A 15427-nucleotide genomic window follows, 5' to 3' on the forward strand; every position below is an offset into this window, starting at 1 on the left:
TTTCCGTTGTTTTCGAGGGTTATGCGGGTTGGGCTGAGAACTGGCCTCGTCGCCAGGAGGCCCGGAAGCGGTCTCTGAGGGCTGATATTCTCTGGACCTCATGACTGCGCCGATTTGGTGAATTTCTCATAAGCCCCTGTAGATATTGACGAAATTCAAGCCGTTGAAATTGCTTGGATTGGAGTCGCGTTTGGGGCTGCCGCGACCGGGTTCGGAAGTTCTCAGGCCATGGCCCGTTCCAGTCTCTGCTTCCGGCGCTCCCAGTCGGGCATCACCTTGTCGAGGAGATCGAAGAAGGCTGCCCCGTGATGGGGTTCGGCCACGTGGCAGAGTTCGTGGGTGATCACGTAGTCGATGGCATCGACCGGCGCCTGCACGAGGCGGCGGTTCAGTAGCAGACGTCCGGCCGGTGACATGGACCCCCATCGCTGCCGGGTCTGACGTACGATGAGACCCTTCGGCCTGAATGCCTCGGGATCCGGGAACAGACCGAGACAGAGTTCGATCCGTTCCGGAAACTTGATGTGGGCCCGGTCCCGGTACCATGCCTCGACAAGTTCGCGCGTGATCTCAGGCCGGTTAGGCCGGTGAGTCTGCACGACGATGTAGCCGCGGATCAGCTTCACGCTCTCTTGGACATGCGGGACGACCTTCAGACGATACTGCCGCCCCAGGTAGAGATGCGTCTCCCCGGCGACGAAACTGCGCTCCGGCGTCCGCGGCAGGAACTGGGAGAAGTACCGCTGCTGCCGCGTCACCCATGCCGCGCGCTTCCGCAGCTTGGCTTCTATGGCGTCGAGCGTCGCGTCCTCCGGGGCCGCGATCACCACCGACGCATCCGGCTCGACGGCGATCTCCAGTGTCTTCCTCGGGCGGCGGACGATTTCGTATCGTATCTCCTGCTCACCGTACTGCAGGCAATGCAATTCCCGCGTCATGCCGCGAACCGGGCCCGGGCGAGGTCCATGATCTTCAGTTCGAGCTCGTCGAGCACCTCCACGGGCAGGTCGACGCCCCTCTCGTCGCGCAGGACGTCGAAGAAGTAGTCATCGATGGCATTGCGCAGTTTGTTCTGGGCCACTTCGTTCGACCAGATGTCGACGATCAGGTGGGACTTGATGATGTCGATGATCTCCAGGGCGATGGATGCTGCTTCGTCGCCGGCCACCGGCTCATCGTCCTTGATCTTGAGCTGACCTTCCAGGACGCCGAAGAACGCCTGTGCATCCTCATCGCCCCGGATGCTTTCGGGAACATCCCGGCCCCGATCCTTGCGTGCCACCTTGCTCGCGAGGTCCACGACGCTGTTCAGGTACTCGCGCTCGGAGAGCCGCTTCTCGCGATAGGCGCGAATGGTCTCTTCGAGCAGCTCGGAGAACTGTTTGTAGAACGTCGGGTCCTCATCCATCTTCTCGGTGATTGCCCGCCGGGTGGCGCTGGCGATGCGGTCCGCCCTCGAGGCTTCGGAGACGCCCGTCTCCTCGACGACCGCCTTCAGCGCATCAGGATCGTTGATGTTCACCACCTCGATGATGGTTTCGGCAGGCATCGCCACGACATGGTCATCGAGCAGCTTCTGGATCTTCGGCTCGAACTCGCGGACATCGACCGTCTCCTGGTAGCGGAGCTGGACCGAGCGCTTGAGTTCGGAGAACTGTTTCCAGTCGCGTTTCAGGGCATCGACCTTGGTCTCGTCGAAGACATCGAACAGCTTGTCGGACGAGAGCGAGATGTGCAGGCACCGGCTGAATGCCTTGAGGCGCGCGTAGAACTCATGGCGCAGCGCCTCGTCGGCGAGGTGCTGCTCGAACTGCTCCATGTCCTTCTTGTTCCGGACCGGCTTGAAGAGGTCCCACAGCTGGTCGTGCAGCTGGGGCAGCTTGCGGATCTCCTCCCGGACGTCATGCACCGTCCCGGCAAGGTCGGCCGCCTCGTAACCTTCGAAGGCGCTGTACGTCGTCAGGGCGCTGTCCAGCTCGCCGAGTAGCCCCTCGTAGTCGACGATGAAGCCGAACTGCTTCTCTGTTCCGCCGTCCTCGTAGAGCCGGTTCACCCGGGCAATCGCCTGCAAGAGATTGTGTTCCTTCAGAGATTTGCAGACGTAAAGCACCGTATTCCGGGGCGCGTCGAAGCCGGTGAGGAGCTTGGAAACGACGATCAGAATCTCCGGATCGCCGGAGCCTTTGAAGGCATCGATGATCTGGCGGTTGTACTCCTCTTCGGTCTTGTGCCGCGCCATCATCTGCGACCAGAAGCGGCGCACGAGGTCCTTGGACTCCTGGTCGACCTCCTCGTTGCCCTCGTTCTCGTCGGGCGGCGAGATGACGATCGCGCTCGAGACGTGGCCGATCTCGTCGAGAACTTCCTTGAAGCGGACGGCCGCGGCCTTCGAGGGTGCAACGAGCTGTGCCTTGAAGCCAGTTCCCTGCCAGTGCTGGCGATAATGCTCGGAGATGTCGAACGCCTTGGCTCGGATGGCCTGGTCAGTCTTGGCCAGCGCGTCCATCTGGGAGAACTTGCGTTTGAGGTCGGCCTTCTGGCTGTCAGTCAGCCCCTCGCTGATCTTCTCGAACCAGCGGTCGATCACGGTGCCCGAGACCTGCTGCTCCACAAGCCGTCCCTCGTAGAGCAGCGGCACGACGGCGCCGTCGGCGACCGCCTCGTCGATGGCGTAGCGGTGGATCAGCCGCCCGAAGGTCGACAGCGTGTTTTTCTCTTTCTTCAGCAGGGGCGTGCCGGTGAAGCCGAGGTAGCAGGCCCTGGGCAGAAGGCGCCGCATCTTGGCGGCGAACTGGCTGTGGCCGCCGTAGCGCCCCGTCTGCGTTCTATGGCTCTCGTCGACCAGCACGAAGATGTTCGGATCCTCGTCCATCAGCTTGCTGTTCTTCAGCGCCGTGTCGAACTTGTTGATGATCGTGGTGACCAGCGGAGCCTTGTTCTGGACGAGCTCCAGAAGGTGAGCCCCGCTCGTCGCGCGGACCGGCTCGAGGTCGCAGGACTTGAAGGTGTCCTTGATCTGCTTGTCGAGATCGTCGCGGTCCGTGACGATGATGATCCGCGGGTTCTCGATGCTGCGCTCGAGAGCGAGCGAGCGCCCCAGCATCACCATGGTCAGTGACTTCCCTGAACCCTGCGTGTGCCAGATCACGCCGCCCTTTCGGGCGCCGCTGACATCGTGCTGCTTGACCGTCTCGACGGCGCGGCGGATCCCGAAGAACTGCTGATGGCGCGCAACCTTGCGGACGCCGCCATCGAACACGGTGAAGCGGCGGATCAGATCGAGCAGCCGCTCGGGGCGGCAGAGTGCATAAACCGTCCGGTCCTGGGCCGTGACCGCGCGCTCGCCCTCGGCGGCCATCGCGTCGAAATAGGCGCGTGCATCCGCGAAGTCGCCGGAGAAGATGGCGTCCTTCTCCGCCACGGTGAGCACGCGGTTTGAGAAGGGCGCGATGGCCTCGTCGGTGTCTTCCTCGTCCCGCCAAGTTTGCCAGAACTTTCGCGGCGTGCCGACGGTCGCATAACGCGCCTCGTTCCGGTTCATGCCGATCAGCAGCTGCGCGAAGTGGAAGAGCTGCGGGATGTTGTCCTCGTTCTGGTAGCCGATCAGCTGGCTGTCCGCCTTCTTCAGGCTTTCGGTCGGCCGCTTGTTCTCGATCACGAGGATCGGGATGCCGTTCACGAACGCGACGATGTCACAACGCTTGGTCTGGCTCGACGCTGTCCTCTCGACCGAGAACTCGGCAGTGACATGGAAGACGTTGTTCTCCGGCCGCTCCCAATCGATGTAGCGGAACGAGTAGCTCTTCGAGTCGCCGTCGATGGACTTCGTGATGGTCGTGCCGAGGACGAGCGTGTCGTAGATGTCCTGGTTCGTGCCGCGCAGCCCCTTCAAGCGGTCCGGCGTGGGCTTCAGCCGCCGCATCGCCTCGTGCGCGTCCTCGAGGTCGAAGGCGTACTCACGGCCCCGGTACGTGAAGCGGTTGATGCGCATCAGCTGCTCAGCGAGCACGTCGTCCAGCACCACGTTCCGCAGCCGCCCGCCGCGGAGGCGCAGCGCTTCCTCCTGCGAGAGCGGGATGAACCCGAGCGCCACGAGCAGCTGCAGCGCCGGAACCTGGGACTGGTGTTTCTCGCGGGTATCGAACCCATGGCCTCGATCCATCACGCCCCCCACACCTCGGCGGATCCGGCATCGAAGAAAGCAACAGACAGCGGGACACGTTCATCACGGTGAGCCGCAAGGGCGTTCGCAGCCGACCTGATCGCCTTGTTACCATCACTATTGGGATCGCCATAGAGACCGACGTAGATCTGCCCGATCTTGCCGCGAGCAATCTTTTTCAGGATGTGCTGATCGTTCTCGGCCAGGCTATGCCCAAATATGAAGAGCGCATCATTCCTCTGACCCATTTGCGAGGAGAAGCTCTTGTATGAATGGTGCAAGTAAGCGCTATGCTTGATTTTAGCCAACTTCTGATTGCTTTTTCCCTCGGCGACAAAAAGCGGGAACTTGCGCGCACCCATGGCTTCGCGAGCTTGCTCAAGCAGGGGTTTTCCAGTGTTGACCCAAGTGTATTTTTGAAGCTCCGCACCAGCATCGAACAGGTGCAAAGCGCCGTGGAGGTAGTGAACGCGCTGTCCGTGCGCCCCGCTCTCGCCCATCCAGTTCACATATTCCGGCTCCGTGTCCTCGTCGCGCCCAAAGCCATCGTTTGCAGCAAGGCTGATGGGGTCGTCGAAACCCATGTCCTCATGCATCAAGGTCCAATAGAGCAGGAGGTCGTAGTTTAGGGTGTAGACCTTTCCGTCCTTGTTCTCGTCGCCAAGGAAATGCGCCAGGAACCGGCGGCATGCCCAGAATTGCTCGTCGTTGATCTCATTCGGAATATTGGGGTGGTTGTTGGCCACCGTCTGAATGAGGATATCTTTCAGAGCTTCGGCATCCGCAGCCATTTGAGCGGCCGCCTCCGTTGCCTCCTTTGAATAGACGGGGACAACACGCGAAGCGTCCTCCAACATCTTGATGATATGCTCGAAGTCCGTCGTTCCGACTGCGTCAAATACGTCAGGCAAGCGGGGTGCCGTCGAAAAGTCGGCCTGCTCAAACAGAGAGCCGTACGTGAAGATTTTCGGACGACAGGCGATGCTGAAACCGTTTCCAAGCAACAAGTGCCGCTTCTTGAATTGCGCTGAATGCTCAATGGCTTCATCGAATGTCAGGAGGTCTGCCATGCGTCACCCTTTCGGCGGATAGGGATCTTTCCCATAGGTGTTCCGCTCACGGATCTTGCCGTCGCGGCCCTTCAGGAAGGCCTCCCCTTTGGTTTCAGCGGCCTTCTCGCGGGAATGGGCCCAGGCGCCGGACTGGGTGTCCGTGACTTTGCTGGCGCGCGTGGCGCCTTCGCGCTTGGACTCCCACTTCCCGTCCGGGCGCTGCTGGGTCCAGTAGTTCTTCTTATCCGGCATGTTCGGTCTCCTCCGTGATTGCTGAGGTTTCAGCGGGGGCGAGCGGCACGCGCCATTCTCCCGTCAGCAACTTCTGCATCAGGCCGCGCTTCTGCAGCGCAACGGCTTCGATCTCGCGCTCTGTCGCGGCAAGGTCGGCGCGCGCGGTGTTCAGGACGGCGGCGATGGCCTTCTGCTCGTCGAGTTCTGGCAGAGGCAGTTTCAGCGCGGCGAGGTCATCGTAGTAGGTCCGCTGGCGCACGCTGCCCGAACCGCCGCTGTTGATGTAGTGGGCCCACCAGGACGTCTTGCGCAGGTGGTCGAGGTAGTCGGGGTCGAGCCCGTCCGCGTTGCAGGCGAAGACGACGTAGTCGGGGCTGACCAGCACCTCCTCCTCGCGTTCGTTCATCGCGATGGAGCCGACGTTGATGCGCATCGGGTTATAGGCGAAGGCACGGGGCGGCAGGCGCTTGTAGCGGCTGATGTCGCCAGCGATGGTCTGCTCACGCATGGGGACGACGCCTTCGGCCTTCGTGACGCCCATGACCAAATCGCGGCCAAGCCCTTTGGCCCCATTCCGCCTGGTCAGTTCGTGAGTCACTGCGCCAAGGCGCGTCGGCGCCCAGTTGCGCCGCTGGCCGTTCAGGCGGAGCTCTCCGAACAAGAGGGCTGCGCGAAGGCTGACGAGGCGCTGTTCCTTCAAGGCGCGGAGGACGGCAAGCTTTTCGATTGCCTGCCCCCAAGTTTCTAGGACAAAGGCAATACGACGCTGCTCAGCAATCGGAGGAAGAAGGATTTCGATGCCTTCGAGGTCAGGGCGATTGATTTTGGGAAGCCCGGTGCGGAATGATCTCGACGTTGCTTCTGAAACAAAGCGCTCTGAGATCAGTGTGAAAAATAGGAACCCGCGATCCGTATGGTTCTCATCAACCGGCCAAAGCGGGTACATATCCGCGCTACAAATTCCAGAGAAGTCTGGAAGTGCGACCTTGTTTAGGTTTGGACGGATCTTGGAGTACAAAATTGACGCGGCATCGAAGGCGTACTTGCCTGAAATCTGACCAAGTTCGCGCGCGGTCCTGAGTCCTTCCTTGTCTATGCCTCCACCGGACAGGAGGTTGTCCGGTCCGACGCTGATCATATCAGCGAACGGCTCCTTTTTGGGGTCGACCTGTCCGGAAGCAATCGTGACAACCGATCCGAATGGCACGCGAACCCAACCATTACGCATCGCTACGGCCCTTCTTCTCCGCCTTCGCAACGTCGGCGATGCGTTTCAGCTCTTCGAGGTCGTCCACCTCGGCCGCCGCCTGCCGCGCGGCTTCCTTCCGCTTGGTGTCGAACGCGTCGTAGCGATCGTGAGCGATGCGCTTCGCGGCCTCCGCCGAGACGGAGCCGGCGCCCTGCAGCTTCGGCAGCTCGTTGGAGGTCAGGAAGGTGTCGAGCACCCCCTCCCATTCGGCCAGCCGCATGGTCTGCCGCCGTGTCGCCCGCAACTCGGCGGTGTTCAGGAAGGTCTCGACGATCAGGTTGAGCTCCCGGATCTCGGCCGCGCCGAGATAGTTCTTGGCCGTGCCGACGTCGGACTTGCGCAGGGGGCGACCCTTGTCGGCGTTCTTCCAGGTCGTCAGCCCCATGTTCGGCTGATCGGGATTGGCCCGCGCGCGGATCAGCTCTCCCGCCGTGTGGCTTGTGACGGCGTAGAGCATCTTGTTCTGGATCGTTGCATAGAAGGTATTCACGGTCGGCGATTTGGCGTCGTAGTCCTCGCTGAGCGCGAGGATGTCTCGGACCTTCTGATAGAACCGCGCCTCGGACGCCCGGATGTCGCGGATCCGCTCGAGCAGCTCGTCGAAGTAGTCCCAGGCGGGATCCTTCAGGCGCTCGTCGTTCATGACGAAGCCCTTGACGAGATACTCCTTCAGTGCCGAGGTCGCCCACCGGCGGAACTGAATTCCACGGGGACTGCGCACGCGATACCCGACCGCAAGGATCATCTCGAGCCGGTACACGGTCACCGACCGCTTCACCTGCCGTTTGCCCTCAGCCTGAACTGTCAAGTATTCCTTGACCGTTGACTCCTGGTCCAGTTCACCCTCGGCAAGGATGTTGCGCACGTGCAGGCTGATGTTCTGCTTCGTTGTCTGGAAGAGCTCCGCCATCTCCAACTGGCTGAGCCAGACAGTCCCATCGACGGCTCGGAACTGAATCTCCGCCTGACCGTCCTCGGTGTTGTAGAGGATGATTTCGCCATCAGACATCGACGCCGAGCTCCTTCAGATACCCGGCCATCTTCGCCCGGACGTCGGCAAGCTCCGCCTCGATCCGCACGATGTCCTTCTGCACGGCGGCGACGTCGATCTCCTCCTCCGGCTCGAACGTGTCGACGTAGCGGGGGATGTTGAGGTTGTAGCCGTTCTCGGCGATCTCCTCGGGGCTGGCCCGATACGAATACCGCTCGATCTCGGCGCGGGTGGCGTAGGTCTCCAGCACCTTGGCGACATGCGCGTCGTCCATCACATTCTGGGTCTTGCCCGGCGAGAACTCCTTGCTGGCGTCGATGAACAGCACGTCCCGCCTGTCCTCGTTCGCGCCGCCCTCTTCGCGCGAGCGATCGAAGATCAGGATGGCGACCGGGATCCCCGTGGTGGTGAACAGGTTGGCGGGCAGGCCGACGACGGCGTCGAGCAGGTTCTCCTCGATCAGCTGCTGCCGAATGCGCCCCTCGGCCCCGCCCCGGAACAGCACGCCATGCGGCACGATCACCGCCACGCGACCGGACTGCCGCTTGGCGATCTCGATCATGTGGGTGATGAAGGCGTAGTCGCCCTTGGACTTGGGCGGCACGCCGCGCCAGAAGCGCTTGTACTGGTCGTTGTCGGCATCCTCCGCGCCCCATTTGTCGAGCGAGAACGGCGGATTGGCGAGCACCACATCGAAGCGCATCAGGTGGTCGCCCTCGACCAGCGCGGGGCTGTTGAGCGTGTCGCACCACTCGATGCGGGCGGCGTCCTTGGCGTGCAGGAACATGTTCATCCGGGCCAGCGCCCAGGTCGCCCCGTTCACCTCCTGCCCGTAGAGGGCGAAGTTCTCGGACCCGACCTCCTGCGAGGCCTGGATCAGCAACGAGCCGGAACCGCAGGCGGGGTCGCAGATCGTGTTACCGGGCTGCGGCGCGGCCAGCTTGGCGAGCAGCCGGGAAACGGCGGTGGGCGTGTAGAACTCGCCCGCCTTCTTTCCGGCGTCCGAGGCGAAGCGCGAGATCAGGTAGATGTAGCACTCGCCGATGATGTCCTCGCTCACCCGCGATGGGCGCAGGTCGAGCGCAGGCTTGGCGAAGTCCTCGAGCATGTTCTTGAGGCGGCGGTTCCGGTCCTTCGGGCGTCCGAGATTGGCCTCGTTGTTGAAATCGACGTTCCGAAAGACCCCTTCCAGTTTGGCGCGGTTCGCATCCTCAATCTTCTCGAGAGCGATGTTGATCAATTCACCGATGTTGGGCTCATTCTGCTGCGCGTAGAGGTCGTAGAAGCTCGCGCCTTCCGGCAGGATGAAACGCTCGCGCTCAAGGCGCCGTCGAATGCGGGCTTCATCTCCACCGAACTGCTTGCGGTAAGTCTCGACATGGTCGTTCCAAAGGTCGGAAATGTACTTCAGGAACAACATCACGAGGATGTAGTCCTTGTACTGGCCGGCATCGACGGCGCCCCGGAAGGTGTCGCAAGCCGCCCACGCGGTCTGATTGATCTGCTGTTGGGTAATCTGATCGGTCATCAGGCAATTTCCTTCTGGTCGGCGGCCTTCGCGGCCTCACCGAGAATAGCGCCTACGAGTTCTTCTCTGCGCGCCGCGAGTTGGCGGAGCAGTCGCCCTTCCTCCCGGGCGAGGGCATTGAGTTCGACAATGCGTTTCTGGGTGGGAAGATCGGGCACGGCGATCTCGAGGTTCTCGAGGACCGCCATGGGGATCATCCTGAGACTTGTGCCCTGCGCCTCCGCGCCAAGCCGGCGCTGCGCGTCGGGCTGGTTGATGGCCCACGCCAGGTATTCGGGGAGCACGCGGTCCCTGTCGGGGCGAACGATCACCAGCGGGACGATGACCACGACAGGTTCCGGCAGCGGATCGCGAACGGCCGCCGCAGCGTTCGGCTCGCCGCGCGAGCGAAAGACCACCTCGCCGCCGCGGACGAAGTATCGGTCAGACAGCTTGCCCAGATCGTACCTCTGGAAGTTCGGGCCTGGCGCCTGGCCGTCCGTCCCGACGTCGCGCAGCTGCAGGGCTGGCACGCCACCCTCTGACAGTGGATCGAGCCTGCCGCGCGCCGTGTAGCCAGAGTGGATGTCGGAGAGCGCCGCAAGCCGCATCGAAGAATCCTCTGTAAAACTGATTACAGAGATTTAGGCGAGCATACGCGACGAGTCAACCCTTCACTGCGCAGTTTTGCGCCTACAGAGAAAAATGCGAAACCTGCTGCTGCCACGCGAGCGGAAATGGCTCAAGAACCCTTGCCAGCGTCACCTCCGGTCCCTGCTTCCCGTCCAGGATCGCCTCGACGATGTCGGGCCCGAGCAGTGTCAGCCGCAGGACGCGGGTCATGTAGGACGGGGCGATGCCCTCTTGTTCTGCCAGTTCGGCGATGGTGGCGAACTCGCCTGACTCGAGCATCCGCTTCCATCGGAACGCGCGGGCCAGCGCCTTGACCAGCGTGCTGTCAGTCCGCTGCGATTGCGTGGCGCCCTCGGGCAACTGCATCTCCTTCTTCCCGCCACGCTTTACGATCCGGAACGGGACGTGGAGCGTGACCGTCTCCGGGATCGGAGCCCCGCGGGTCATGCAGCTTCTCCGATGTCGCCGGCAAGCATCTCGCGGGCCAGACCGCTGAGCCCGTCGACGCGCAGTCGGACGTTGAGCCCGTCCGTGCCGATGTCCACGCGCTCGACCAACAGCGCCACGATGCGCGCCTGTTCGGCAGGGAATAGCTCGTCCCATAGCGGATCAAGCTGTTGCAGTGCCGTCCGGGCGTCGGCCTCGGTGACGTCGTCGACGTGGACGCGTGCTGCTTTCCACGTCCCCGCCACGATCTCGGGCTGGCGAAACAACGCCCGCAGCTGGTCGATGACGGCGGCCTCGATCTCGCCCGCGGGTACGCGGCCGACCGGGCAGGACCCGGCGCCGTGTTTCAGCACCGTCTGGCTGACGTAGTAGCGGTACAACCGGTCGCCCTTTCGGGTGTGCGTCGGCGAGAAGGCGGCGCCATCGGGCCCGAACAGCAGCCCCTTCAGCAGCGCGGGCGTCTCGGCGCGCGTCCGTGCGGCGCGCTTGCGGGGGCTCTCCTGCAGGATGGCATGGACGCGGTCCCACGTTTCGCGGTCGATGATGGCGTCGTGCTCGCCGGGATAGCTCTCGCCCTTGTGCACCGCTTCGCCGATATAGGCGCGGTTGTTCAGCATACGGTAGAGGTACTTCTTGTCGATCCGGTTGCCGCGCGGCGTGCAGATGCCGCGTTTCGCGACCTCGCGCGCCAGTTCCGTGCCCGACCCGATTTCGAGGAAGCGGGCGAAGATCCAGCGGACATCCTCGGCGGCTTCTTCATCGACCACCAGCTTTCGGTTCTCGACCCGGTAGCCGTAGGGCGGGACGCCTCCCATCCACATCCCCTTCTTCCGGCTGGCGGCGACCTTGTCGCGGATCCTCTCCGCCGTCACCTCGCGCTCGAACTGGGCGAAGGACAGCAGGATGTTCAGCGTCAGCCGCCCCATGGACGTGGTCGTGTTGAACGACTGCGTGACCGAGACGAAGGTCACGCCATTGCGGTCGAAAACCTCCACCAGCTTTGCGAAGTCGGCCAGCGAGCGGCTCAGGCGGTCGATCTTGTAGACCACAACCACGTCGAGCAGCCCGTCCTCGATGTCCTCAAGCAGCCGCTTCAGACCGGGTCGTTCCAGCGTGCCGCCCGAAATGCCGCCGTCGTCGTACTGATCGCGGACGAGCACCCAGCCCTCGGACCGCTGGCTGGCGATGAATGCTTCGCAGGCCTCGCGCTGGGCGTGGAGCGAGTTGAACTCCTGCTCCAACCCTTCCTCGGATGATTTCCGGGTGTAGATCGCGCAGCGTTTCTTCCGGATCATTCCTGATTTCGCCGGCGCCTTCGTCATGTCCGCCCCCGCCGGTTCTTCAGCCCGAAGAACACCCAGCCGTTCCAGCGCGTGCCGGTGATGGCGCGGGCGATGGCGGAGAGCGACTTGTAGGGTCGGCCCTGCCATTCGAAGCCGTCCGCGATGACGGTGACGACGTGCTCCACGCCCTGCCATTCGCGGATCAGCCGAGTGCCGGCGATGGGCATTGTGTCGGCGCGGACGCGGCTCTTCTTGCGATCGCCGCCGTCGAGTTCCTCGCCCAGCCTCTCCAGCCGCCGGACCGTCTCGGGCTTCAGCCCGCCATAGGCGAGTTCCTGGATGCGATAGGCCAACCGGCTCTCCAGGTAGCGGCGGTTGAACGGCGGCGGCTCGCTGTCGAACAGATCGCGCCACTGTTTCTTCAGGTCGGGCGTCGGCGTGGTCTTGAGCGCGGCCAGGCGCGCGGGGATGAGATCGGGCTTGTTCATGCATTTCTCCGGTGAGTTGGAGTTGCATGACGGCATCGGTCGGCCGGAGAGTGTAGGCGAATTTCTCCAGTATCGTCAGAAGCTTCGCCGCGCTCTCGCAGCCGCAACCGGACGAGCCCGAGCGCCAGCAGACCGCACAACTCGGTGCGGCGTTCGGCGGGGGTCATCCGGTCGGGCGGGAGGGGATTGGGGCGTTTCATTAGGGCCAGGTCCGTGAGGTCTCGCCCTTCTCCTACTCATCGCATTCGCGAACCGTCCCACGGAGTCCGGACAGGCACGGGTGGAGCCGCCTCGGACTCGACTCACGGTTGTCCGCTCGGCTAGAACATTGTCGGAACAGATTCCGCCTTCGCGCGGTGAATCGGCAGTCCCGCTTCAGCCAAATCCGGCAGCGCATCATTCCGCGCAAAACGAAGCGGACTGCCGATGTGCGTTCCGGTTTTTCTGCCGGTCCGCGCGAGGGTCTCGCGACCAAGGAGAAACCACATGGCAAAAAGGATCAGGAACTTCATCGACCGCGCATTCTCTAGAACCGTCGATCTCGAACTGCTTCACCGCCTTCTCAGCCCTCATCTCGGCCAGATCGATTTCGATTGGGATGGATTGCCGGGGGACGACTCCGAACGGCGCGAGGCGATCTTCGATCTCTTCGCAAAGGCCGACCTGCGGTTCCCGGCGAGCCTGCAGTTCGCCCTTTTCAACATCTCCACGCTGTCGACGGATGCTGGCGCCCGGATCATCCAGGAAATCGCCTCGGAGGCCGGGATCGACGTCCTGTCGGAGTACCGACTCGAGAATGCGCCCGACGACCTGCGGTTTACCCCTCGCTTCATTGCGCTGGTCACCTGGCTTGACCACCGGCCCGTCTTCGACCGCGCCCTCAGCGCGGCGGCGTTTCTCGCCCATTCGACCAAGCTCGAACGCGATGCCGATCGCGAGGACGTCGAGCCGCGTCACAACGAGGCGGGCGTGCAGGAGGCTTTCGCGGAAGCGGCGCGTCTGCATTTCGCGAGCCGCTACAACGGGCAATATTGCGACGTCCGGTGGTTAGAGGAGGAGGACCTGCTGCGGGTGCTGATCCTGCACGGCTCCAAGGCGGAGACGAAGAACGTCGACCAGGAGGGCGCCGAAGACACGCTGAAGTTCCGCGAGATCGTGCAGTCGACCATCGAGTACGATCCGCGACGGGGGTCGATCGCCGTGGGTTCGAAATCCGCAGCGGATGCGAAGAAGCTGGTCAGGCTCTTCGGAGAGCACGTTCTCGGCGACGGCGACATCTTCGAAGCGTCGGCGAAGGAAGAACTCTACACGCTCGCGCCCCTGCAAAGGCTTGGACCGGCGTTCAGGTTCCGCTTCGATCCCGAGGGGGAGATCACCCATGTCGCCCTGCGGGAGGTGCGCGTCGACGAGGCCCAGATCACCGCGACGGGGCGGCTGCGTCGCTCGCCGTGGTTCCTGACCCTCGGCGACTCCGAAAACGCCCTGAAGCGCCTGAAGGAGGTCGCGTGCGACCTCGATGTCGCCGACGTGCGGATCGTGCACGCGAAGATCGACGTGACCATCGAGGTGGACGACAGCGAGATCGTCGTGCCGGTGACGATCCGTCCGCCCCGGACGGTCAGCATGCGCGACCACTCGCACGAACGGCTCATTCTGGACATGCTGGAAGACAATGACATCCGCAAACGCCGCGGGGCTGATCAGGCTGCTGCTGCGGCAGAGTGATCGTCACCCGATCCGTTCCATCGGCGCCGCCGACCTGCAGCCCTACGCTCCTCGCATCGTCCGCGCGCTCCGCAATCTCGGCATCCTGACGGAGCGGGAAGATCTGCGCGACGACGGCGCCACGGTCTTTCAGGTCGTGGACGACGGGCTGGTCGTCGTCGATCCGGAGACCGGCGCCTGCGAGCGCTACGGGGATGCGCTGGACCTCCGGACCTTCGACATCGACATCGCCGCGCTCTGCCGCGCGATCCGCGAGCAGTCGGGGCTGGGCGGGCCCGGCCCGACGGCGCTCTCGGCCCGGGTCTGGCGGCTCGGCAGGCACGAGAGCCACGGTCGCGCTGCGGAGGTCTGCCTGGTGCGGCGGCTGCGCGAGGACACCGCGCAGGAGATCGTTGATCACGTGCGCGGCGCCATCGACAGCGAAGCCCCCGTCGCCCTGATCAGCCTCGGCGACTGCGACATGCCGACCGCGGTCGCCCGCCAGTTCGACTGTCTCCGCATGACGGTAGCCCGCGCCGAGGATCTGCTGCGCGACGATCCGGATCGTCCCTTCGCGCTCGATCTCGGCCGGATCCGCGTGCCCACGGGACCGCAAGCGCCGGATGCGCGCCTCCAGATCGACCGTATCGGCCGCCGTGCGATCTTCGAAGGCATCGAACTCGAGGTCGAACCGCGGGACTTCGACGCGTTCGTGCTGCTCGCCGAGGAGGCCGTGGCTGCTGGCGGCTGGGTGCCAAGGGACAGTCTCGCGGCCACGCTGCAGGCCAGCACGGGACGGGAGAGCAATCCCGAACAGGTCGACCGCTGCATGAACCGGCTGCGCGATGTCTTCCGCAGGAACCCACGTCTGAACGCGGTCCCGAGCAATGGGTTCATCGAGCGGAAGTCCAAGGTCGGCGCTCGTCTCACCCTCGCGCCGTCCGAGATCGCGTTCGTCGCCTAGATCCGTTCTGCGGCGCCGGGAGGTTTTCGGGAGGTTTTCGGGAGAAGTCCGAGAGATAAACGATTTCAGCATGTTGCACGGTCGGGTCGTGAACGGAAACGACCAGGACCCTTCGACATGCACCCACCGATTTCTCCCTCCGACCTTGCCACGCTGATCGACGAGGCCAACCTCGCGGCGCGACGCCTGCACCGCAAGCTGGCGCTCCCCGCCGCCGACCTCGACGATCTTCGCCAGGACCTCCTCATCGACCTGATCTGCCGGCTGCCGGGCTTCGACAAGCGCCGCGGGAGCATCGGCGCATTCGCCGGTCTCGTTCTCCGCAACCAGTGCTCGCGCATCGTGATCCGGCACCATCGCCAGCGCCGGGCGCAGGGCGGCACGGTGCTGTCGCTCGACGCGCCCGTCGCCGGCAGCGCCGAGCCGCTGGGCTGCCTGCTGGCGGAGACGGACGGGCTGGCCGCCTGGCATGGCCAGGATCGTTGCGCCGCGGCGGACGTGGAGACCCGCCACGATCTCGCCCGGGCGCTCGCCGACATGCCGGAGGATGTCCGCGGGCTCTGCGCCGCGCTCGGCACCTGCGCCGTCGCCGATCTGATCGGCCGCGACGGCATCTCCCGCTCCGCTCTCTACCGCCGCCTCGCACGCCTCCGGCTCGAGCTCGCGATGCGCGGGCTCGGGGGGCGGTGGGACGGTTCGGAAGCCGCGTGAGT

At 63.9% G+C, this 15427-nt stretch carries 15 protein-coding genes; 3 read left to right on the forward strand and 12 right to left on the reverse strand.

Annotated features, from left to right (window positions below; translation table 11 throughout):
• Positions 1 to 221: 221 nt before the first annotated feature.
• The 12 genes from ACFSCT_RS17400 to ACFSCT_RS17455 form a co-directional block, all read right to left on the reverse strand.
• Positions 222 to 938, reverse strand: coding sequence for a M48 family metallopeptidase (locus tag ACFSCT_RS17400; protein WP_379144915.1), 717 nt, complete (start codon positions 936 to 938; stop codon positions 222 to 224).
• Positions 935 to 4162, reverse strand: a complete 3228-nt coding sequence (locus tag ACFSCT_RS17405) for a type I restriction endonuclease subunit R (RefSeq protein ID WP_379144917.1) — start codon at positions 4160 to 4162, stop codon at positions 935 to 937. Before ACFSCT_RS17405 ends, ACFSCT_RS17400 begins: the two co-directional genes overlap by 4 nt.
• Positions 4162 to 5232: a DUF4917 family protein gene (locus tag ACFSCT_RS17410; RefSeq protein ID WP_379144920.1), complete on the reverse strand. Its 1071-nt coding sequence runs from the start codon at positions 5230 to 5232 to the stop codon at positions 4162 to 4164. Before ACFSCT_RS17410 ends, ACFSCT_RS17405 begins: the two co-directional genes overlap by 1 nt.
• 3 nt (positions 5233 to 5235) lie before the next feature.
• A complete protein-coding gene (locus ACFSCT_RS17415; protein ID WP_379144922.1) occupies positions 5236 to 5466 on the reverse strand; it encodes a DUF2188 domain-containing protein in 231 nt (76 codons plus the stop codon).
• The gene (locus ACFSCT_RS17420; protein ID WP_379144925.1) at positions 5456 to 6676 is read right to left on the reverse strand and encodes a restriction endonuclease subunit S; all 1221 of its coding nucleotides are present in this window, start codon (positions 6674 to 6676) and stop codon (positions 5456 to 5458) included. The genes ACFSCT_RS17415 and ACFSCT_RS17420 overlap by 11 nt, the downstream gene beginning before the upstream one ends.
• A complete protein-coding gene (locus tag ACFSCT_RS17425; protein WP_379144928.1) occupies positions 6669 to 7706 on the reverse strand; it encodes a virulence RhuM family protein in 1038 nt (345 codons plus the stop codon). The genes ACFSCT_RS17420 and ACFSCT_RS17425 overlap by 8 nt, the downstream gene beginning before the upstream one ends.
• The gene (locus tag ACFSCT_RS17430; RefSeq protein ID WP_379144929.1) at positions 7699 to 9216 is read right to left on the reverse strand and encodes a type I restriction-modification system subunit M; all 1518 of its coding nucleotides are present in this window, start codon (positions 9214 to 9216) and stop codon (positions 7699 to 7701) included. Before ACFSCT_RS17430 ends, ACFSCT_RS17425 begins: the two co-directional genes overlap by 8 nt.
• Entirely contained in the window at positions 9216 to 9806 is a 591-nt protein-coding gene (locus tag ACFSCT_RS17435; protein ID WP_379144931.1) for a restriction endonuclease subunit S domain-containing protein, read from the reverse strand. Before ACFSCT_RS17435 ends, ACFSCT_RS17430 begins: the two co-directional genes overlap by 1 nt.
• A gap of 82 nt (positions 9807 to 9888) precedes the next feature.
• Entirely contained in the window at positions 9889 to 10194 is a 306-nt protein-coding gene (locus ACFSCT_RS17440; RefSeq protein ID WP_465263187.1) for a hypothetical protein, read from the reverse strand.
• Positions 10195 to 10271: 77 nt separating this feature from the next.
• A complete protein-coding gene (locus ACFSCT_RS17445; RefSeq protein ID WP_379144936.1) occupies positions 10272 to 11597 on the reverse strand; it encodes a recombinase family protein in 1326 nt (441 codons plus the stop codon).
• Positions 11594 to 12046, reverse strand: a complete 453-nt coding sequence (locus ACFSCT_RS17450) for a DUF2924 domain-containing protein (RefSeq protein WP_379144938.1) — start codon at positions 12044 to 12046, stop codon at positions 11594 to 11596. Before ACFSCT_RS17450 ends, ACFSCT_RS17445 begins: the two co-directional genes overlap by 4 nt.
• A 320-nt stretch (positions 12047 to 12366) precedes the next feature.
• Positions 12367 to 12558, reverse strand: a complete 192-nt coding sequence (locus ACFSCT_RS17455; protein ID WP_379144940.1) for a hypothetical protein — start codon at positions 12556 to 12558, stop codon at positions 12367 to 12369.
• Here ACFSCT_RS17455 and ACFSCT_RS17460 point away from each other — a divergent pair.
• The 3 genes from ACFSCT_RS17460 to ACFSCT_RS17470 all read left to right on the forward strand — a co-directional run bounded on the left by ACFSCT_RS17460 (position 12533) and on the right by ACFSCT_RS17470 (position 15425).
• Entirely contained in the window at positions 12533 to 13771 is a 1239-nt protein-coding gene (locus ACFSCT_RS17460; RefSeq protein WP_379144942.1) for a hypothetical protein, read from the forward strand. The genes ACFSCT_RS17455 and ACFSCT_RS17460 overlap by 26 nt on opposite strands.
• On the forward strand, positions 13719 to 14714 hold the full coding sequence (locus ACFSCT_RS17465; RefSeq protein WP_379144945.1) for a hypothetical protein: 996 nt from the start codon (positions 13719 to 13721) through the stop codon (positions 14712 to 14714). Before ACFSCT_RS17460 ends, ACFSCT_RS17465 begins: the two co-directional genes overlap by 53 nt.
• Before the next feature lie 117 nt (positions 14715 to 14831).
• Positions 14832 to 15425, forward strand: coding sequence for a hypothetical protein (locus ACFSCT_RS17470; protein ID WP_379144947.1), 594 nt, complete (start codon positions 14832 to 14834; stop codon positions 15423 to 15425).
• The last annotated feature ends 2 nt before the right edge of the window (positions 15426 to 15427 follow it).

Source organism: Paracoccus pacificus, from assembly GCF_042680785.1.
Taxonomy (GTDB): Bacteria; Pseudomonadota; Alphaproteobacteria; order Rhodobacterales; family Rhodobacteraceae; genus Paracoccus; species Paracoccus pacificus.

Bases quoted from the DNA above. Each gene is read 5' to 3' on its own strand.
- ACFSCT_RS17435 (WP_379144931.1), bottom strand. From the start codon at position 9,806: ATGCGGCTTGCGGCGCTCTCCGACATCCACTCTGGCTACACGGCGCGC.
- ACFSCT_RS17410 (WP_379144920.1), bottom strand. From the start codon at position 5,232: ATGGCAGACCTCCTGACATTCGATGAAGCCATTGAGCATTCAGCGCAA.
- ACFSCT_RS17470 (WP_379144947.1), top strand. From the start codon at position 14,832: ATGCACCCACCGATTTCTCCCTCCGACCTTGCCACGCTGATCGACGAG.
- ACFSCT_RS17445 (WP_379144936.1), bottom strand. From the start codon at position 11,597: ATGACGAAGGCGCCGGCGAAATCAGGAATGATCCGGAAGAAACGCTGC.
- ACFSCT_RS17455 (WP_379144940.1), bottom strand. From the start codon at position 12,558: ATGAAGTTCCTGATCCTTTTTGCCATGTGGTTTCTCCTTGGTCGCGAG.
- ACFSCT_RS17415 (WP_379144922.1), bottom strand. From the start codon at position 5,466: ATGCCGGATAAGAAGAACTACTGGACCCAGCAGCGCCCGGACGGGAAG.
- ACFSCT_RS17460 (WP_379144942.1), top strand. From the start codon at position 12,533: ATGGCAAAAAGGATCAGGAACTTCATCGACCGCGCATTCTCTAGAACC.
- ACFSCT_RS17430 (WP_379144929.1), bottom strand. From the start codon at position 9,216: ATGACCGATCAGATTACCCAACAGCAGATCAATCAGACCGCGTGGGCG.
- ACFSCT_RS17425 (WP_379144928.1), bottom strand. From the start codon at position 7,706: ATGTCTGATGGCGAAATCATCCTCTACAACACCGAGGACGGTCAGGCG.
- ACFSCT_RS17440 (WP_465263187.1), bottom strand. From the start codon at position 10,194: ATGCAGTTGCCCGAGGGCGCCACGCAATCGCAGCGGACTGACAGCACG.
- ACFSCT_RS17450 (WP_379144938.1), bottom strand. From the start codon at position 12,046: ATGAACAAGCCCGATCTCATCCCCGCGCGCCTGGCCGCGCTCAAGACC.
- ACFSCT_RS17400 (WP_379144915.1), bottom strand. From the start codon at position 938: ATGACGCGGGAATTGCATTGCCTGCAGTACGGTGAGCAGGAGATACGA.
- ACFSCT_RS17405 (WP_379144917.1), bottom strand. From the start codon at position 4,162: ATGGATCGAGGCCATGGGTTCGATACCCGCGAGAAACACCAGTCCCAG.
- ACFSCT_RS17420 (WP_379144925.1), bottom strand. From the start codon at position 6,676: ATGCGTAATGGTTGGGTTCGCGTGCCATTCGGATCGGTTGTCACGATT.
- ACFSCT_RS17465 (WP_379144945.1), top strand. From the start codon at position 13,719: ATGACATCCGCAAACGCCGCGGGGCTGATCAGGCTGCTGCTGCGGCAG.